Here is a 16,569-nt window from a genome sequence, read left to right as displayed (position 1 = left end):
CACTCCATAGAAAATAATTATAACAAGGAGCGAACATGAAAAATAGTATTTTATCCAACACACTCCACCGGTTGACACGCATGCTGATTGAAACTTCCGTTTTGGTCGCTGGAACCGCTGCCATTTTGAGCATCAGTCTCCCATCAGTTCACCTTTGGATATGATCATGCTCAAACATCCAAAGCATTTCACCTGCCCAATTCGCGAGAAGACTGAAACAGTCTTCCGGCCGATTACCACCGGGGACGTCGCCAGACGGCTCGAAAAGGCCGAACTTCTTAAAGCCCTGAGGATAGAGCGCGATCGCCCTATACGCCCTCAAACTATCCGCTAAGGAACGCATGAACGGGATAACGGTCCGTATTGCATGCTGCCGCGGCAACGGACGCGGTATGCGCAGTCGTTGGTATGACGCTTGCCATTTAAACCAAACGAAAGTGGTGTGACGTTTGTGCCGCTGGCGGATCACGCAGGCACACGGTTGGAGAAACTGCCGCTCGCGGTCGCATAGGTGCGGCCAGTCAGGGCTCCAACCCATGACCCTCTGCTTAAGCTTCTTGAAGACAACATCAGAAGACATTCGGAAGTTCGCTTAGTCTCTACGACCAGCCGAAACGGCCTCTACTGCGCACCGCATAAGAGAAATTGCGAGGCCCTATTTCAGGAAATAAGAGTGCCAGCGGAGCAAGATGGCAGTCCCAATCAGGATGACAAGGAATGCCGGCGGCAGAAGGACGACACACTGTAGCCAGACGCCGAAGAGCGAGTCCGCTTGCGCATGGTTTGGCTGAGCGGGATCGTAGAGGATCGCCAGCCGGGATCCGGGCGCATATTGCTGAGAGCTTGAACCGACGCCGGATGTGAACGACACCTCCCGGCCATCCGTCGTGCGAAAGGTGAACCTCGGATAGTACATGACCCCGTAGCTGGTATTGCGCTCGATAGCACCCTCGAAGGTGGCCTCAGTCCGTTGCGCCTGCATCACGAAACCCAGGCTGTGCACGAAGGACAGGATGCCAGGCACCAGCAGGAGTAAGCCGATTGCCAGCACGATACGGCCGCCCTTCTGAACACGTACGCGATGCTGATCGTCGATGGTCATCCGGCTCCCTTCCTAGCGAAATTTTACCGCGAAGCGGGTGATGGGCGCCCCAACTCCGATGAATGAAACCATCCATTCACTCCCTTTGCTTGACCAAATCGCCGACTTTTAGCCAGCCGCATCCAGCCGTAGCGAACGCAATGCCTGCGAACTTACATCTGCGATAGAGGGGCACCAGCGCTCCATGCTCGCCTATACCATCATCTCTCTTAATGTGCGTAAATCCAGCGAAAGCGGTAAACCGTGGTTCTGGTCAGCCCCTGGATAACAAGGTCGGTTGCAGGCCAAGGAAAACGCAACGAAATCGCCGCTCGCGCGCGATGGATTCCTAACGGAAAGGTGAGTTGAATGGCGAAATGGGAAGCAAATGACTTCGGCCCTGAAAGCATTGTCCTGGACTCCGACAAGCGGTTGCGAGCGGTCACCGCTGACGAGTTGGGAAATCAGATAGTTCGGATCAATCGGCTTTGCACGATTTTGTCCCGCGTTCTCTCTGCGGCGGAAATAGCCGTGACGGACCGCGAACGCATCTGGACGGAGATTGAAGCGTTTCAGGATCAGAACTTTGAAGCGTACAAGGACCTGCTGGGGCGCGAGGCCACGAGGGGACCTTAAGCAGCTCATCTTTCGATCCCAACTGCTGGAAGTCGGGTGAAGCCGACGAAGGCGGTTTCCGGACTTTCGGCATGAGGATCGGCCGCGACCGCGCGGAAGACAGGCTGCGCCGCAAAGGCGATCATCAATACGGGTGGTGAACGCTGACTGATGTGTGGCTGAGCGGTTTTCAAGGCTCATCGACACGCTGAAGCTCGAAGAAATAGATCCGCTCGTCACCCCTGATCGTCATCGCACCCATGAGCCTCAGCTCATCGAGCCGGCGAAAATAATCGACGATCGGTTGAGCGTCATAGACCATGGCAGCACTTTCGATACCGTCAAACGGCAGGGTTTTCAGGGCTGCGACCGGCCCGTTCGCCCGAAGCCGGCGCTGCAGATAGGAAAACAGGTTCCTCGCCATGCGAGTCCGGCCGAGCTGATCGAGACGCAGAGCCCAATGAAGCGGTATATATTTCGGATCAATTGCCGTGAGACGGTGTTCGCCTGAGCGAAACAGCAAGGCGTCGGCGCGCATATTGGGCATGAAGCGCTTGCCGTACCAGCCGAGATTTTCGAGCACGCCGTCAAATGGATGGTTCGCCGGTATGCCGTGCCCCTTCCACAGGCCGACGAGTTCGCGCGGCGCGATCGGCGGCAAGTGCCGGAATTTCTCAAGCACTGTCTGCTGGTCGTTCACTGGATGGCTTGTCCTTTTCCTTACGCTCTTTGGCCCGCCGCCTGGATCTGGCGTCGCGCCGGGCGATGCGCAACTCGTCAAGAGTTGGCATCCACCAGCCGCGATTGCTCTCGCCTTGATCGGGTGGCGTCCGCGCCGGCCACGTCGTCACCAATTCTTCCAGCGTGCCGCGCCGCCATGATGCCCAGACATAATCCTCGCCATCCGCCGCGGCAAAGTAGAAAGCGGTGACTGACGCCGGATCTGCGAGTTCACCCTCAGTCCTGGTAAAGAAGACGATCCCGATATGCGTGCCGATCGCGCGGTCGAAGGGTGGCGGATCATCAGCAGGGACGGGATATCGCTTCTGCCGGCGCTCCCTCATCCTCCCCTTGGACGCCTCCTCTTCCTCCGTCCCTTTGGTCGCCTCGCGCCTTGCGCGCCGCGCTTCCGGCTCGCTGCGCTTGGCTGCTGCCTCTATGACCGCCCAGCGCTGCCGCAGTTCCGCAAACGAACGGTAAGGCACGGTCCAGAGGCGGCGGTCGGCGTCCCAGCGGGCATGCGGAATCTCGCGGATTTCGTCAAGAACGGCCCGTGAGTAAGGTGTCCGGATCTGGAGGGCCGCGGGTGCCGCCTCCAGGTACCGGCTTTCGATCGGCTCGAAGGCAAAGGCATCCCTGCCCTTCTCGTCCGCGAACCTGTCTGCCTCGGCCTCCATCTCGGCGAACCAGCGGCCGATGCGTTTTTGGGCAGTGCTGCCGGGCACAAACCAGGCATTGAGCCTGTCGTTCCACCGGGCACGCGGGAACGCCTGCCGAAACCGCTCCACCGTCACCCGATCATGCGGCAGGTCCGTGGTTGCGCCCTCGCGCGCGGGTGGTTCGGCCGTATTCTTCGTTGCTTCGTCCATATGGCATCGCCTGAAAATATCCTTGCGGGATCACGCTGCGCGCCGTGTTTTTCCGAGGCGTTTGATCGCCTGTTCAAGCGGTCGCTCGCCGTCGTAATTGTCCTGCCAGGCGGAGCTCTTGACAAGCAGCACCGACCGTTCGGATCGAGATCGGATTTCACTTGAGCCGCGTCAAGGGATCGAGACGATGGCGCCAGGGCGAGCCCACGATGAGAGCGGTGCGATGGCGGCCAATCCGCATTTCTTTTTCAAATGGTTGAATTTTCGCGCCTCCCCTATTCGATCCCAAAAAAGTTGATCCTTCCCGAACATATTCGGCGAAACATTTTCCACAAATATTGTAGAAAAGGAACGACCTGTCTTTCTCTCATGCGCTCGATGATCTAGCCTTTCAAGCGTCGAAGGCAGTTTCGGAACGACTTCGGAACAACTGGCGACGCCAGTTAAACGCGCTGCGAGAAGGTACAAAAATTGAAACAATTCGCTGGAGGCGCACGCGCAGATATCCCTCCTCTGCTTGACTTCTCAAGCGCCGAGTAGCCTGTCCACCCTTCAAAAGCCGAGCCTGCCAGCGCCCGTCCTTGAAAAAGGCTTGCTGACCCGCGAGATCTCCAACCTAAAGCAGTTCAATGAAAGAGCCCATATCCGACCATATTATCAGATCCGCTGGAACGCTTTTTTACCGTGAAGGCATCCGTGCCGTCGGTATCGATCGGATCATCGAAGAGGCGAACGTTGCCAAGGCAACCCTCTATAGACATTTTCCCTCGAAGGACCATCTTGTCGCAGCTTACCTGCGCGAGAGACACGAACGAGTCGTCCGCTCGCTGCACGAGGTTCTGGATACGATGGAGCGTCCACGGAACCAGATCAAGCTAATCTTCGAGCGGTTGCACGAGAAAGCCGATAGCCCGGAATTTCGAGGCTGCGCATTTGCCCTTGCGGTTGCAGAACACGGCGATTCCGATCGTGTCGTCGCAGTGGCACAAACCCATAAGAAAGCGGTCGGCGACATTTTTCGCACTATCGTGTCGAAGGCGGACGTCAAGACCGATCAGATCGCTGCGCATCTTTCCCTTCTCTATGAAGGCGCGCTTGCGACCGTCGCCGTGGCGCGCGATCCGCAGGCTGTTCTCACCGCCCGTGACTGCGCCCTCCTCGCATTCGATGCGGCAGTTTCCTCGACCCCAGCCTTGAAAGCTTAGGCCATGGCAAAGACAATTGACTACTTCTTCGGCATCGGCTCTCCCTGGGCTTATATCGGCCTCGAGCCCTTTGCGGCCCTCGCTGCCCGACACGATGCAACGATCCGCCCTTATGTGATCTCGCTGATCGAGGACAATGGAGCGATCTATTCTCGCAACCGGCCGGAGGCACGGCGCGCCTACTGGACCAAGGATCTGAAACGTTGGGCGGCCCTGCGCGGCAAGGTGCTAAACCTTGAAAATCGCTCAGGCCTTTCCGATCCGACGCCGGCCGGCATGATGGTCATCGCCGCCATCGAAAAAGGCGCCGACTGGCTGAAACTCACCGGCGCCCTTCAGGAGGCTTTCTGGACGCGCGGCGAGGACATCGGCAAGGCCGATGTTCGCCGGGCGATTGCCGATGCAGCAGGATTGGACGCCACAGCGCTCGAAGCTTTTGCTGAGAGCCCTGCGGCTCAATCGATCTGGACATCGAACATCGGGATTGCCAAGGCCGCGGGCGTCTTCGGCTTTCCGACCTTCCGTTTCGAGGATGAACTCTATTGGGGACAGGACAGCCTGCCGTTCCTTGAGCGCCATCTGAACGGCGAAAAGCTGGTTGCCTGATCGCCGTCTTGTCGGACCGGCGCAGCCATGTCTGCGCCGGAACGCGCACTTGATCTCTCCAGGCTGTATTCCGGAGTTCTCCATGTCTCCTTCCCTGCCGGGCTTGCCCATCTCTACCGAGTGGCTGGCTGCACATCTTCACGCCATCGATTTCAAAGGCATCATGAACCCCGGCACGATCCTGCCGGCGTAAGTGCTGCCGATTTTCCACCCTTACCACGGGAGACGGTGCGATGGACGGCTTCAAACCTCACAGCTCTCATTGGGGCGCATTCTATGGACGGCACGAGGGAAACGAGCTCGAAATCCGTCCCCATCCCGACGACCCGCATCCATCTCCGCTGCTCGGCAATCTTCCAGCAATTGCCCGCAGCCCTGCCCGCATCCGGCGCCCTGCCGTCAGACGAGGCTGGCTTGAAGGCAGGCCCGATCATGCGGAAAAGCGCGGAAGCGACGTCTATGTCGAGGTAACGTGGCCAGAGGCGCTCGATCTGGTCGCCAACGAGCTTCGCCGTGTTTACGGCGAGGCCGGACCGCAGGCCGTCTTCGGCGGGTCGTACGGCTGGTCCAGTGCCGGACGATTTCATCACGCCCAAAGCCAGGTTCACCGCTTCCTCAACGTGCTCGGCGGATATGTAAGATCGGTCAATACCTACAGCTCGGGCGCGGCGATGGTCATCATTCCGCATGTGCTCGGCCCCTATGATCATTTCGACCGAAAGAGCGTTACCTGGGAGGCGATCGAGCGCAGCACCGAGCTGATCGTCGCCTTCGGCGGCATGGCGGTCAAGAACACCGATGTCCATGGCGGCGGCATCAGCCGGCATGTTGTGCGCCCTGCGCTGAACGGTGCCCACGCGCGTGGTGCGCGCTTCGTTCTCATAAGCCCGCTCAAGGATGATATTGCCACCGATCTCGATGAGGAATGGCTGCCAGTCATCCCCAGAACCGATGTCGCGCTCATGCTCGCAATCGCCTTCGTTCTCGTCGCCGAGGGGCGGCATGACCGGGAATTTCTCGACCGCTATACGACAGGCTATCCACGCCTCGAGGCTTATCTGCTGGGACGCGAGGATGGCGTCGAGAAGAGCCCGCAATGGGCAGCCGGCATCTGCGGTATCGCCGCCGAGACGATCGTGGGTCTGGCGCGGAGCATGGCGAATGCCCGAACGCTGATCACCGTCAGCCATTCCCTGCAGCGCGCCGATTACGGCGAGCAGCCGGTCTGGATGGGGATCGTGCTGGCGGCCATGCTCGGCCAGATCGGCCTGGATGGCGGCGGCTTTTCCTATTCGCTCGGCGCCCTCGGCAATATCGGCAAGCGCCAGCTTGCAGTGCCCCTGCCGACGCTCAAGCAGTTCCACAATCCAGTGCCGGATTTCATTCCCGTCGCACGGATTGCCGACATGCTGCTGAACCCGGGCGAACCGTTCCACTACAATGGTCAGGCCCTGCATTATCCTGACATCCGCCTGGTCTATTGGGCCGGCGGCAATCCGTTCCATCACCATCAGGATCTCAACAGGCTTCGCCAGGCGTTCAAGAAGCCGGAGACGATTATCGTGCACGAGACGGCTTGGACGTCGTCTGCACGCCACGCCGATATCGTCCTGCCCGCAACCACGACGCTCGAGCGCGACGATATCGGTGCGGCCGACCGCGATCCGATGATGATCGCGATGAAGAAGCTGATCGAGCCGGTCGGCGAAGCACGCTCCGACTACGAGATATTCGCTGATATTGCAGAGCGCCTCGGCAAGCGCGCTGAATTCACCGAAAACCGGTCAAGCCGTGAGTGGCTCGCTTTGCTCTTCGAGACCACGCGAACAGCACTCGCCGCCGCCGGTCATCCCGCGCCGGATTTCGAAACGTTCTGGGAAAAGGGAGAGCTGCTGCTGCCGGTAAGGCCTGACGATGGCGGGCCTGCGCGCGCATTCCGAACCGATCCGGACGTCAATCGGTTGCCGACGCCATCGGGCAGGATCGAAATCTTCTCCGACACGATAGAGAGCTTTGGTTATGACGATTGTCGCGGCCATCCACGTTGGTATGGACCGGACCCGAAGACGGAGGCGGCGGAGGGCCCCTATCCTCTTTATCTTGTCTGCAACCAGCCCCACTCGCGCCTTCACAGCCAGCTGGACTATGGTGACTTCAGTCGTTCCACCAAGATCGGTGGCCGGGAGCCGGTGCGCATGCACCCGGCCGATGCGGCAGAGCGTGGCATTTCGGACCGGGATATCGTCAGGCTGTTCAACGCCCGCGGCAGTTGCCTCGCCGCCGCTGTCATCAGCAGGGATGTAAGCCCGGGTGTCATGCAGCTTGCCACCGGCGCATGGTTCGAGCCCGATAACGCTGAAGCTGCGATGGCCATGTGCGTTCATGGAAATCCGAACATCCTCACCCGTGACGCCGGCACATCGCAGCTTTCCCAAGGCTCGACGGGCCAGCTGACGAAGGTCGAAGTCGAGCGCTTTACCGGTGAACTGCCGCCCGTACGCATTCTCGATGGAATGACGTTTATCGTCGGATAGACCGTCGTCACGCAATCTCGCTCGATGGGCACTCGGCCGGCGGAAATCCTGATCCTCGTGCTTCAGATTGCGCTGACAAAATAATCTACAAATTTGATAGAAAAAGAACAACCAGTCTTTCTCGAAACCGATCCGCTCACATAGGCTCCTGTTCGTCATTAGCCCGGCAACCAAACAGGACTGCTTCATGAACGACCGTTCTCCTCGCCTTCTTCTTTCCCGGCGTCGTCTGCTGACCGCCACCTCTGCGCTGGCATTTGCCGCTCTGGTCGCAACAGCGAATGTAACCCCGGCATTGGCTGAGGACGGCGCGCATGATGGCGGAGATGTCGTCTTCCTGATCGATTCGCTGGGCGACACCTGGATTCCCAACAACAGCGCGATCTCCAGCTTTCAGGGCCATATCTGGGGCCATGTCACCGACAAGCTTCTTTATGTCGATGCCGACGGCAAGGTCAGCCCGTGGATCGCCGAGCGCTGGGAGCAGAACGACAATGCGACGGAATTCACCCTGCATCTCAAGAGCGGCGTGACCTTCTCCGACGGGAGCCCGCTCGATGCAGCAGCCGTCGTTGCCAATCTCGACATCTGGTATGCCGGACGCAAGAGCGAGGGCATCAACCCGATCGGCCTGTTCCCCAAGACCTATGATCATGCCGAAGCCGTCGACGCGACAACCGTGAAGGTCTTCTTCAAGAAGCCGACGCTGGGCTTCATTCCGACGCTCGGCTATCACGGCTCGATCCTTATCTCCCCGAAGACCATCGCATCGCCGGCGAGCAGCCAGGCCGATCTCAGCAAGACCTCCGGCAGCGGCCCCTATGTCGTCGAGTCCTGGAAGGAAGGCGACTACGTCAAGCTTGCCAAGCGCAAGGATTACAACTGGGGTCCTGCCGCGGTCGGCCAGACCGGTCCCGCCCATCTCGATACGATCACCTACAAGCTCGTCTCGGAACCGTCGCTGCGCGTCGCAGCCGTGCAGTCCGGCCAGGCCGACGTTGCCTACAACGCATCGCCGCAGGAGCTCGAGTCTCTCAAGTCGGAAGGCCTCACGGTAGCGACGCCTCGCTATCTCGGCTTCGTCAACGGCTGGGCGATCAACACCAAGCTTGCGCCCTATGACGATGTAAAGGTTCGCCAAGCGCTTCAGGCCGGCATCAATCGCCAGGAGATCATCGACACGGTCTATACGCCCGACTGGAAGCTTGCGACGTCGTTCATCCAGAGCAACGTTCCGGGTGCGACCGACCAGAGTGCGCTGCTTGCCTATAATCCTGAGAAGGCAGAGAAGCTTCTCGACGAGGCAGGCTGGAAGAAGGGAACGGGCGGCATTCGCGTCAAGGATGGCAAGCCGCTGTCGCTGACGCTGAATTCCAACCCCTACCTCGCGACATCGAAATCGATCGACGAACTGATTGCCCAGCAGCTCGGCAAGATCGGCTGGAAGGTCGATATCCGTGCCTATGACGTCGTCACCTTCGGGCAGAAGATAAAGTATGGCGGCGCGGGCGTACCGGCATATGAGGTGACGCGCTCCTTCATCGACGCCGGCACCGTCGCCAGCATCCTGACGAATGCGAACAATGGCGAAAACTGGTTTGCGCTCGACGAGAGCGACAAGACCCTCAACGACCTGCGCGACAAGATCGCCGGCGCCGCCTCCATCGAAGCGCGCAAACCGCTGCTCGACGAACTGCAGAAATACGTCCTCGACCAGGGCTATTTCATTCCGCGGACACAGATCGTCCAGCGCATCTATGTGCAGTCGCCCAAGCTCAAGGGAGCGGTCTACAACGGCGTCGCCTATGCCAGCTACTACACCGCCACGAAAAGCGAATAGTCCGGCCGTTCAACAGACACAGAGGTGATGGGCATGAGAAAAGCCTATTTCGAGTATGCCGGAAAGCGGCTCCTGCAGGCGATCGTCGTGATCCTGTTGTCCTATGTCTTCACCTTTGTCGTCGTCAGTATCCTGCCCGGCGATCCGATTACCAACGTCCTGAACAACCCGCAGAACGGCTTCACCCCGGATGAGATCAAGGAAATCATCGCCGCGCAGGGATTGGACAAGCCGGTCCCCGTGCAGCTCTGGAACGCCTTCTCCGGCTTCGTGACCGGCGATCTCGGTCTGTCGATGCGAACCAACCGGCCGGTGGCGACGCTGATTGCGGAGGTTCTGCCGTCGACACTCGTGCTTGCCTCGGCGGGGCTCGCGGTTGCGCTGTTCCTGGCGGCAATCATCGCCTACGGCACGCAATTTCTGCCCCGGCGGTTTGGCCAGGGACTGCTCCGCGGCTTCCCATCGCTGTTTCTGTCGGTTCCGAACTTCGTGATGGGCCTGGTGCTGATTCATCTCTTCGGTTTTCAGCTCGGCGTCTTTCGCGTCATCCAGCCCGACAGTTTCTGGGCAACGCTTTTCGCGGCGATCGCCCTCGGCATTCCGATCTCGGCACAGATCGCCGAAGTCCTGATTGCCAATCTCGACCATGAATCCAGTCAGGATTATGCCGCCGTCGCACGTGGACGCGGGCTCAGCCAGATGCGTCTCTTCGTCATGCACCTGCTCAAGCCCTCATCGCTTCCGGTCATCACGGTCGTCGCTTTGACGATCGGCGAATTGCTCGGGGGCTCGCTGATCACCGAGACGGTGTTTGGCCGAAACGGGTTCGGCAGCCTGGTGCAGCGGTCGGTCAGCACGCAGGACCTGCCGGTCCTGCAAGCCGTCGTCTCGCTTGCCGCAGTGGTCTTTGTAGTCGTCAACCTGATCGCCGACCTTACCTATCCGCTGCTCGATCCGCGCGTCAAACTTCTCGGCGGGCAGGACCGCCGTCCGACGACCGCCGACGACAGCTCTCTCCCCATCTCCAAGGGGGTGACTCCATGACGCTTGCCTCTGTTTCCTCCGCCCCGCGCACGACCGCGCTCAGCCGTCTGACGGGCCTGCGCGTGCCGCCCGTCGTCATCCTTTCGTTCCTGGTCGTTGCTCTCGCGATCTGCTGGTCTTTGGCGCCCAGCCTGTTTACCCATTACGATCCGGTGAACGGCACTCCCGCCCAAAAGCTGCTCGGCCCAAGTGCGGCACACTGGTTCGGTACTGACCATCTCGGCCGCGACCTCTATACACGCGTCGTCTATGGCACGGCTTCTTCGGTGGCGAGCGCACTGATTGCAGTCGTCATCGGCGTCGTCGCCGGCGGAATTATCGGACTGCTGGCCGGTTTCTTCGGCGGCTGGGTGGATACGGTCTTTGCCCGTCTCGTCGATGTGTTGCTGGCCATCCCCAAATTCCTGCTGGCGGTCATCGTCGTCACCGCAATCGGTTTCGACACGACCAATGCGGCAATCGCGACGGGCGTCTCAGCCGTTGCGCTGTTTGCCCGGGTGATGCGCTCCGAAGTCATCAAGACCCGACAGGCCACATTCGTCGAATCGTCCTTCCTCCTCGGTGGCTCGCGCTGGCACATTCTATGGCGCCACGTGCTTCCGAACGCATCGCGATCGGTGCTGCCGCTTGCCGTCCTGCAGTTTGGCGATTCCATTCTGGTGATCGCCAGCCTTGCCTTCCTTGGCTACGGCGATCCGCCGCCGGCTTCCGACTGGGGTCTGCTGATCTCGATCGGCAAGGATTACCTCAAATGGCCCTGGCTGGTTTATGCCCCGGCCCTCGTCACGATCGCAACCGTCCTCTCTGTAAACAGGATCAGCCGATGGCTCCGCAAGACAGACTGACCATGCTTTCAAACCGCCCATCGACCCCGCTGCTGCGGGCCGAAGGATTGTCGGTCGCCTACGGCACCCATATGGTCGTCAGCAATGTCGGCTTCGAGCTTGGACGCGGCAAAGGTCTCGCGCTGATCGGCGAATCCGGATCGGGAAAGTCGACCATCGCCCGCGCCGCCCTGCGACTGCTTCCCGCAGCGGGACACGCCACGGGCCGCGTCGAATTCGAGGGCCAGGAGCTCCTGGGGCTTCCGGAGCGCCGCTTCCGTCCATTCAGAGGACGCAGGATCGGCTTCGTGCCGCAGGACCCCGGCAACTCCCTAAACCCGGTCCGCACGATCGGCGCGCAGGCAATGGAAGCGGCCGCACTGCTGGACGAAGCGGACAAGGCACTTCGCAGGGCACTCGTTCTTGAGACATTCGCACAGGTCGGGCTCGACAATCCGCAGCGCGTCTACGACTCCTATCCGCATCAGCTTTCCGGCGGCATGCTCCAGCGCGTGCTGATCGGGCTCGCCGTTCTGCCGCGGCCGTCGCTGCTGATCGCAGACGAGCCGACCTCCGCGCTCGATGTCACGATCCAGAAGCGTATTCTCGACCTGTTGTCGAAGCTGCAGGAGGAACTGCAGATCAGCCTTCTCCTCATCACCCATGACCTGGCGATCGCAGCCGAGCGCGCGGATTCCATCGTGGTCCTCAAGGACGGCATCGTCCAGGAGGCTGGCAGTACCGCTACGATATTTTCCGCGCCGTCCTCCTCCTACGCCAGAAAACTTCACGGCGACGTGCCGGCACTCAACCCGGACCGGTACCGGCCGTTGCGGGAGCCCGGTTTCCGGCATCTTGGCGCGCTGCGTGACAAGACACCGAAGATCGAGGTCAGCGGCGTAACGAAGACCTTCACCGTCGACGGCAAGGTGCTGACCGCCGTCAACGACGTCTCGTTCGACGTTCAGGCGGGAACGACGCATGCGCTGGTCGGTGAATCGGGATCCGGAAAGACAACGGCGATCCGGCTTCTGCTCGGGCTTGAGCAGCCCGACGCCGGGAAGATCGCGGTCGGCGGCGAACAGGTCAACGGTCGCTCACCCGAACAGCTGCGCTCTGTCTGGCGGCACCTGCAGCTCGTCTACCAGAACCCCTTCACATCGCTCGATCCGACCTGGAACATCGAGAGGCTCGTGCGCGAGCCGCTGGACCGCTTCAAGATCGGGACCCATCAGGAGCGGGCGCTTGCGGTGCGCAAGGCGTTTGCGGACGTCGGGCTGGGAGAGCATCTCCTGTCCCGCAAGCCCGCCGCCTTGTCTGGCGGCCAGCGCCAGCGCGTCGCCATTGCCCGCTCGCTTGTCCTGAAACCTGACGTGATCGTGCTTGACGAGCCTACCTCTGCGCTCGACGTCAGCGTTCAGGCCGATATTGTCGAGGTGCTGCTGTCGCTGCAGGTCAAGCTTGGCCTTACCTATATTTTCGTGTCGCATGATCTGGCGCTCGTGCGCCAGCTTGCCCACACGGTCTCGGTCATGCAGCGCGGACGCATCGTCGAGCATGGCACCGTGGGTGAGATCTTCGACACCCCCCGCCAGGCCTATACGCGCTCGCTGCTGGAATCGATCCCTTCGGGTGCTGCACGTTTCACACGCACCCACCCCCCGCAGCACCGGCAGATATTCAACAAGGAAAAGATTGCATGACCGTCATCGCCCCCGCCGCGGCGCCGTCCGCGTCATTCCGTCCGAAGAAGCGGCTTGGCTTCAACACGCGCGTCTCGTTCAACGACGAGACCGGGCCTGCTCACGGCTTGCGGGAGGGCATCGAACTTTTCAAGGCGGCCGAACGCCTGGGCTACCAGTCGGGCTGGGCCTATCAGCGCCATTTCGACCATTATCTGTCCTCGCCGCTCCCCTTCTTTGCCGCAGCCGGCCAGCACACAAGCCATATCGTTCTCGGTTCGGCCGTCATTCCGATGCGCTATCAGGATCCCATCCTGCTGGCGGAAGCCGCAGGCACGACAGATCTCCTGATCGGCGGCCGGCTGGAACTGGCGATCTCGACCGGCTCCAACGCCGCCTTCGATGCGGTCTTCGGCACGGTCGATACCGATGCCCGGACGGAAGCCAAGCGCCGTCAGGCCCGTTTTCTTTCCGCGATCGCAGGCGAAGTTCTGCACACCATCGCAGGACCCGGCCAGGGTGCCGCGGAGGGCAGCCAACTCAGAGTGACGCCGCATAGTCCGACCCTTCGTTCACGCATCAGACAGGGCTCCGCCAGCTTCGGATCGGCGATACAAGCCGCCGAACTCGGCATCGGGCTGATCGCCGGAACCGTACAGCATGACCACGCCGAAGGTGAGAGCTTCGGAGATTATCAGGCGCGCTGCATCGAGGCTTTCCGAGCCACCTGGCGGAGGGAACGGACAAGCGAGCCGCCGCCTGTTGCTGTGGCAGCGTCGATCCTGGTCGGCACCACGCCGGACCTTCGCGAAAAATACGCCGCCTATGATCTCGAGCGTCGCACCCAAGGCATTGCGGCATCGCGGCCGAAGGGCGCGCTTGAGCCGAGCTCGCGGACCAACCAGCCGCCAGGAAGCCAGATCTCACCGGTCTTTCACGGCACGCCGGACCAGGTCATCGAAGCGGTGCTCAGTGATCCCGGCCTTGCCGCGGCCGACGAAGTCGTCCTCTTTCTGCCGCCTGCCTTTGACCTTGCCGAGAACATCCGGCTGCTCACCGATCTTGCTGAAACCGTCGCTCCAAGCCTCGGTTGGTCGCCCGACTGGTAAGGCCGCCGCCCGGCCAGATCTTCCGCGGGAGCGATTAGGGAATATTTTCTATAGTTTCAATGGAAATAGAAAGACCTGTCTTCCTTACTCCTTAGCTGCCGCCTAACTTTGTCCAACATTCGACAATCAGAGGAGCTCCCATGTCCGCGGAATTCATCAGCGTTAGCTTTCCCAACGCCTCGAACGATCTCAATCCCATCCCGGACGCTCCGGTCGATCCCAGCTATCTCGAGCGCTATGCACGCGCGCTCGATGACTACGGCTTCAACTATACGCTGATCCCCTACTCGTCCTCCTCCTTCGACCCATTCACCATTGGCGCCACCGTCCTTGCGCATACGAAGAACATCAAGATCATCGTCGCGCTCAGGCCCAATACCGTCTATCCGACAGTTGCGGCCAAATCGCTTGCCACACTTGACCAGTTGAGCGGCGGGCGCGTGGTCGTCCACTTCATTGCCGGCGGCAGCGATGACGAGCAGGCGCGCGAGGGCGACTTCCTCAACAAGGAGCAGCGCTACGAGCGGCAGGAGGAATATATCCGTATCCTGCGGCTTGCATGGAGCTCAACGGAGCCCTTTGATTTCGACGGCAAATACTACCAGTTCAAGCAGTTTCGCAGTGCCGTTCGCCCGACGCACGGACTGATCCCGATCTCGCTCGGCGGATCATCGGACGCCGCCTACCGCATTGGCGGCTCTCTCTGCGACATCTTCGGACTGTGGGGCGAGCCTCTGGCGGAAACCAAGCAGCAGATCGAGCGGATCTATGCCGAGGCAGCAAAGGCCGGTAGGACCGATCGGCCTCGAATCTGGGTGACCTTCCGCCCGATCGTTGCAGAGACCGACGAACTGGCCTGGGAAAAAGCTCACCGGGTCCTCGATCGCCTTAAGGAAAACCGGGAAAGGGGCCTTCATCGCGCGCCGCCCACCGCCCCTCGCCCCGCCAATGTCGGATCGCAGCGGCTTCTCGACATTGCCGCACGCGGCGACGTCCATGATCGCGCCCTGTGGTATCCGACGGTTACGGCGACCAATGCCTCCGGGGCAACCACCGCGCTTGTCGGATCGCCGCGCACGATTGCCGATTCGATCCTCGACTATATCGATCTCGGCGCCGACCTGATCTCTATCCGCGGCTACGACAACTTCAACGACGCCGTCGACTACGGCCGCTACATCCTGCCGCTGGTGCGCGAGGGCATACGCGAACGGGAAGAGGCAAAGAAGAAGGCCGCGGCCTGATGATCGCCGATGACACGCTTTTCGATCCAAGCCAGCTGAAGGCGACGACGCGTGCTCTTGCGGACGCTGCCCCGGAGGCGGACCGGACCGGGGACTTCCCATGGGTCGGCATCCGCGCGGTTCATCAAAGCGGCCTGCTCGAAAGCACCGTCGCAGCGAGATATGGTGGCGCCGGCGCAACCCTATACGAGGTCGCGACGATTCTCGCGGCGCTCGGCCGGGGTGATCCGTCGGTCGCGCTCATCAGCGCGATGACGATCTTCAACCATCTCGGCCAGGCAACGAAAAGCCATTGGCCGGAGGATCTCTACAAGCGCCTGCTTGCGCAGGCCAAAGAGCATCCGCTGCTGATCAACGCCGCACGCGTCGAGCCCGAGCTCGGCTCGCCCGCCCGCGGCGGCCTGCCGGCGACACTCGCCCGCCGCACCGCCTCCGGCTGGTCGATCACCGGCCGCAAACGGTTCGTCACCGGTGCCCACGGGCTGACGCATTTTCTGGTCTGGGCGCACACCGATGAAACGCCGGCCCGCGTCGGAACATTTGTCGTGCCGAACAAGCTTCCAGGCATCCGCGTCATCGAGAACTGGAACAGCCTTGGCATGCGCGCCTCCGGCTCCCACGACGTCGACTATACCGACGTCGAGATCCCGCTCGAGAACGTCATCGACCTCGTCGATCCATCCATTGCACAGCAGGACAATCGCGCGCATGCAGCAATCACGCTGGCACTGACTGCGCTTTATCTCGGGGTGGCCGAGGCCGCTCAGGAAGCATTCATCCGCTTTGCCCACGAGCGGGTTCCAACCAACCTTGGCCATCCGATCGCCCGCACGGAACGCTTCGTGACGCTCTCCGGCGAGATCGATCTGCTGGTGTCCGGTGCCCGGCAGATTATTTTCGATGCGCTGAAGGACAAGCATGCCGATGCCGAGAAGCATATAAGGGCCCGGTTGATCGCGGGCCGGCAGCTGCGCGACGCGGTTCAGGTTGCCGTTCGCGGAATCGGCAATCCCGGTCTCGGAAACGAGTTGGGACTGGAGCGCCACTTCCGTGACATTCAGTCGGTGCTCGTCCATGCCCCGCAGGAGGACACATCCATCTCCATCCTCGGGCGCGCAGCTTTCGAACGCTGGAAGAGCGAAAAGGACACGCCTTCGGCTCCTCCGCTCAATTTCACCGTATTGAAAACGGCCTGA

General features: G+C 61.0%; 14 protein-coding genes. 11 read left to right on the top strand and 3 right to left on the bottom strand.

The features are described from left to right. Positions 1-655: 655 nt before the first annotated feature. Entirely contained in the window at positions 656-1,102 is a 447-nt protein-coding gene (locus FHT84_RS08670; RefSeq protein ID WP_113248751.1) for a DUF3592 domain-containing protein, read from the bottom strand. 348 nt (positions 1,103-1,450) lie between these two features. Here FHT84_RS08670 and FHT84_RS08665 point away from each other — a divergent pair, with 348 nt between their 5' ends. Then, positions 1,451-1,717, top strand: a complete 267-nt coding sequence (locus FHT84_RS08665; RefSeq protein WP_113248750.1) for a hypothetical protein — start codon at positions 1,451-1,453, stop codon at positions 1,715-1,717. A 169-nt stretch (positions 1,718-1,886) separates the two neighbouring features. On the opposite strand, the gene FHT84_RS08660 is transcribed toward FHT84_RS08665, so the two are convergent. Both FHT84_RS08660 and FHT84_RS08655 read right to left on the bottom strand, forming a co-directional pair. Continuing rightward, on the bottom strand, positions 1,887-2,396 hold the full coding sequence (locus FHT84_RS08660) for a DUF4334 domain-containing protein (protein WP_113248749.1): 510 nt from the start codon (positions 2,394-2,396) through the stop codon (positions 1,887-1,889). Continuing rightward, on the bottom strand, positions 2,371-3,285 hold the full coding sequence (locus FHT84_RS08655) for a hypothetical protein (protein WP_113248748.1): 915 nt from the start codon (positions 3,283-3,285) through the stop codon (positions 2,371-2,373). Before FHT84_RS08655 ends, FHT84_RS08660 begins: the two co-directional genes overlap by 26 nt. 629 nt (positions 3,286-3,914) lie before the next feature. Between FHT84_RS08655 and FHT84_RS08650 the strand changes: the two genes are divergently transcribed. The 10 genes from FHT84_RS08650 to FHT84_RS08605 all read left to right on the top strand — a co-directional run bounded on the left by FHT84_RS08650 (position 3,915) and on the right by FHT84_RS08605 (position 16,569). Beyond that, positions 3,915-4,490, top strand: a complete 576-nt coding sequence (locus FHT84_RS08650; RefSeq protein WP_113248747.1) for a TetR/AcrR family transcriptional regulator — start codon at positions 3,915-3,917, stop codon at positions 4,488-4,490. A gap of 3 nt (positions 4,491-4,493) precedes the next feature. Further along, positions 4,494-5,096, top strand: coding sequence for a DsbA family protein (locus FHT84_RS08645; RefSeq protein ID WP_113248746.1), 603 nt, complete (start codon positions 4,494-4,496; stop codon positions 5,094-5,096). Positions 5,097-5,329: 233 nt separating this feature from the next. Then, positions 5,330-7,630, top strand: coding sequence for a molybdopterin guanine dinucleotide-containing S/N-oxide reductase (locus FHT84_RS08640; RefSeq protein WP_113248745.1), 2,301 nt, complete (start codon positions 5,330-5,332; stop codon positions 7,628-7,630). 187 nt (positions 7,631-7,817) lie between these two features. After that, complete coding sequence (locus FHT84_RS08635; protein ID WP_113248744.1) at positions 7,818-9,470, top strand: ABC transporter substrate-binding protein; 1,653 nt, start codon at positions 7,818-7,820, stop codon at positions 9,468-9,470. Positions 9,471-9,503: 33 nt separating this feature from the next. Further along, on the top strand, positions 9,504-10,514 hold the full coding sequence (locus FHT84_RS08630; RefSeq protein WP_113249062.1) for an ABC transporter permease: 1,011 nt from the start codon (positions 9,504-9,506) through the stop codon (positions 10,512-10,514). Further along, the gene (locus tag FHT84_RS08625) at positions 10,511-11,359 is read left to right on the top strand and encodes an ABC transporter permease (protein WP_113248743.1); all 849 of its coding nucleotides are present in this window, start codon (positions 10,511-10,513) and stop codon (positions 11,357-11,359) included. The genes FHT84_RS08630 and FHT84_RS08625 overlap by 4 nt, the downstream gene beginning before the upstream one ends. Beyond that, positions 11,338-13,041: an ABC transporter ATP-binding protein gene (locus FHT84_RS08620; protein WP_113248742.1), complete on the top strand. Its 1,704-nt coding sequence runs from the start codon at positions 11,338-11,340 to the stop codon at positions 13,039-13,041. Before FHT84_RS08625 ends, FHT84_RS08620 begins: the two co-directional genes overlap by 22 nt. After that, positions 13,038-14,129, top strand: coding sequence for an LLM class flavin-dependent oxidoreductase (locus FHT84_RS08615; RefSeq protein ID WP_112345893.1), 1,092 nt, complete (start codon positions 13,038-13,040; stop codon positions 14,127-14,129). Before FHT84_RS08620 ends, FHT84_RS08615 begins: the two co-directional genes overlap by 4 nt. Before the next feature lie 140 nt (positions 14,130-14,269). Then, complete coding sequence (locus tag FHT84_RS08610) at positions 14,270-15,373, top strand: LLM class flavin-dependent oxidoreductase (RefSeq protein ID WP_112345894.1); 1,104 nt, start codon at positions 14,270-14,272, stop codon at positions 15,371-15,373. After that, entirely contained in the window at positions 15,373-16,569 is a 1,197-nt protein-coding gene (locus FHT84_RS08605) for an acyl-CoA dehydrogenase family protein (RefSeq protein ID WP_183761808.1), read from the top strand. The genes FHT84_RS08610 and FHT84_RS08605 overlap by 1 nt, the downstream gene beginning before the upstream one ends.

This window comes from Rhizobium sp. BK289 (assembly GCF_014193575.1).
Lineage (GTDB): Bacteria > Pseudomonadota > Alphaproteobacteria > Rhizobiales > Rhizobiaceae > Rhizobium > Rhizobium tropici_C.
Note: the sequence above shows the minus strand (reverse complement) of the source record. Positions and strands in the feature narration are given on the sequence as shown.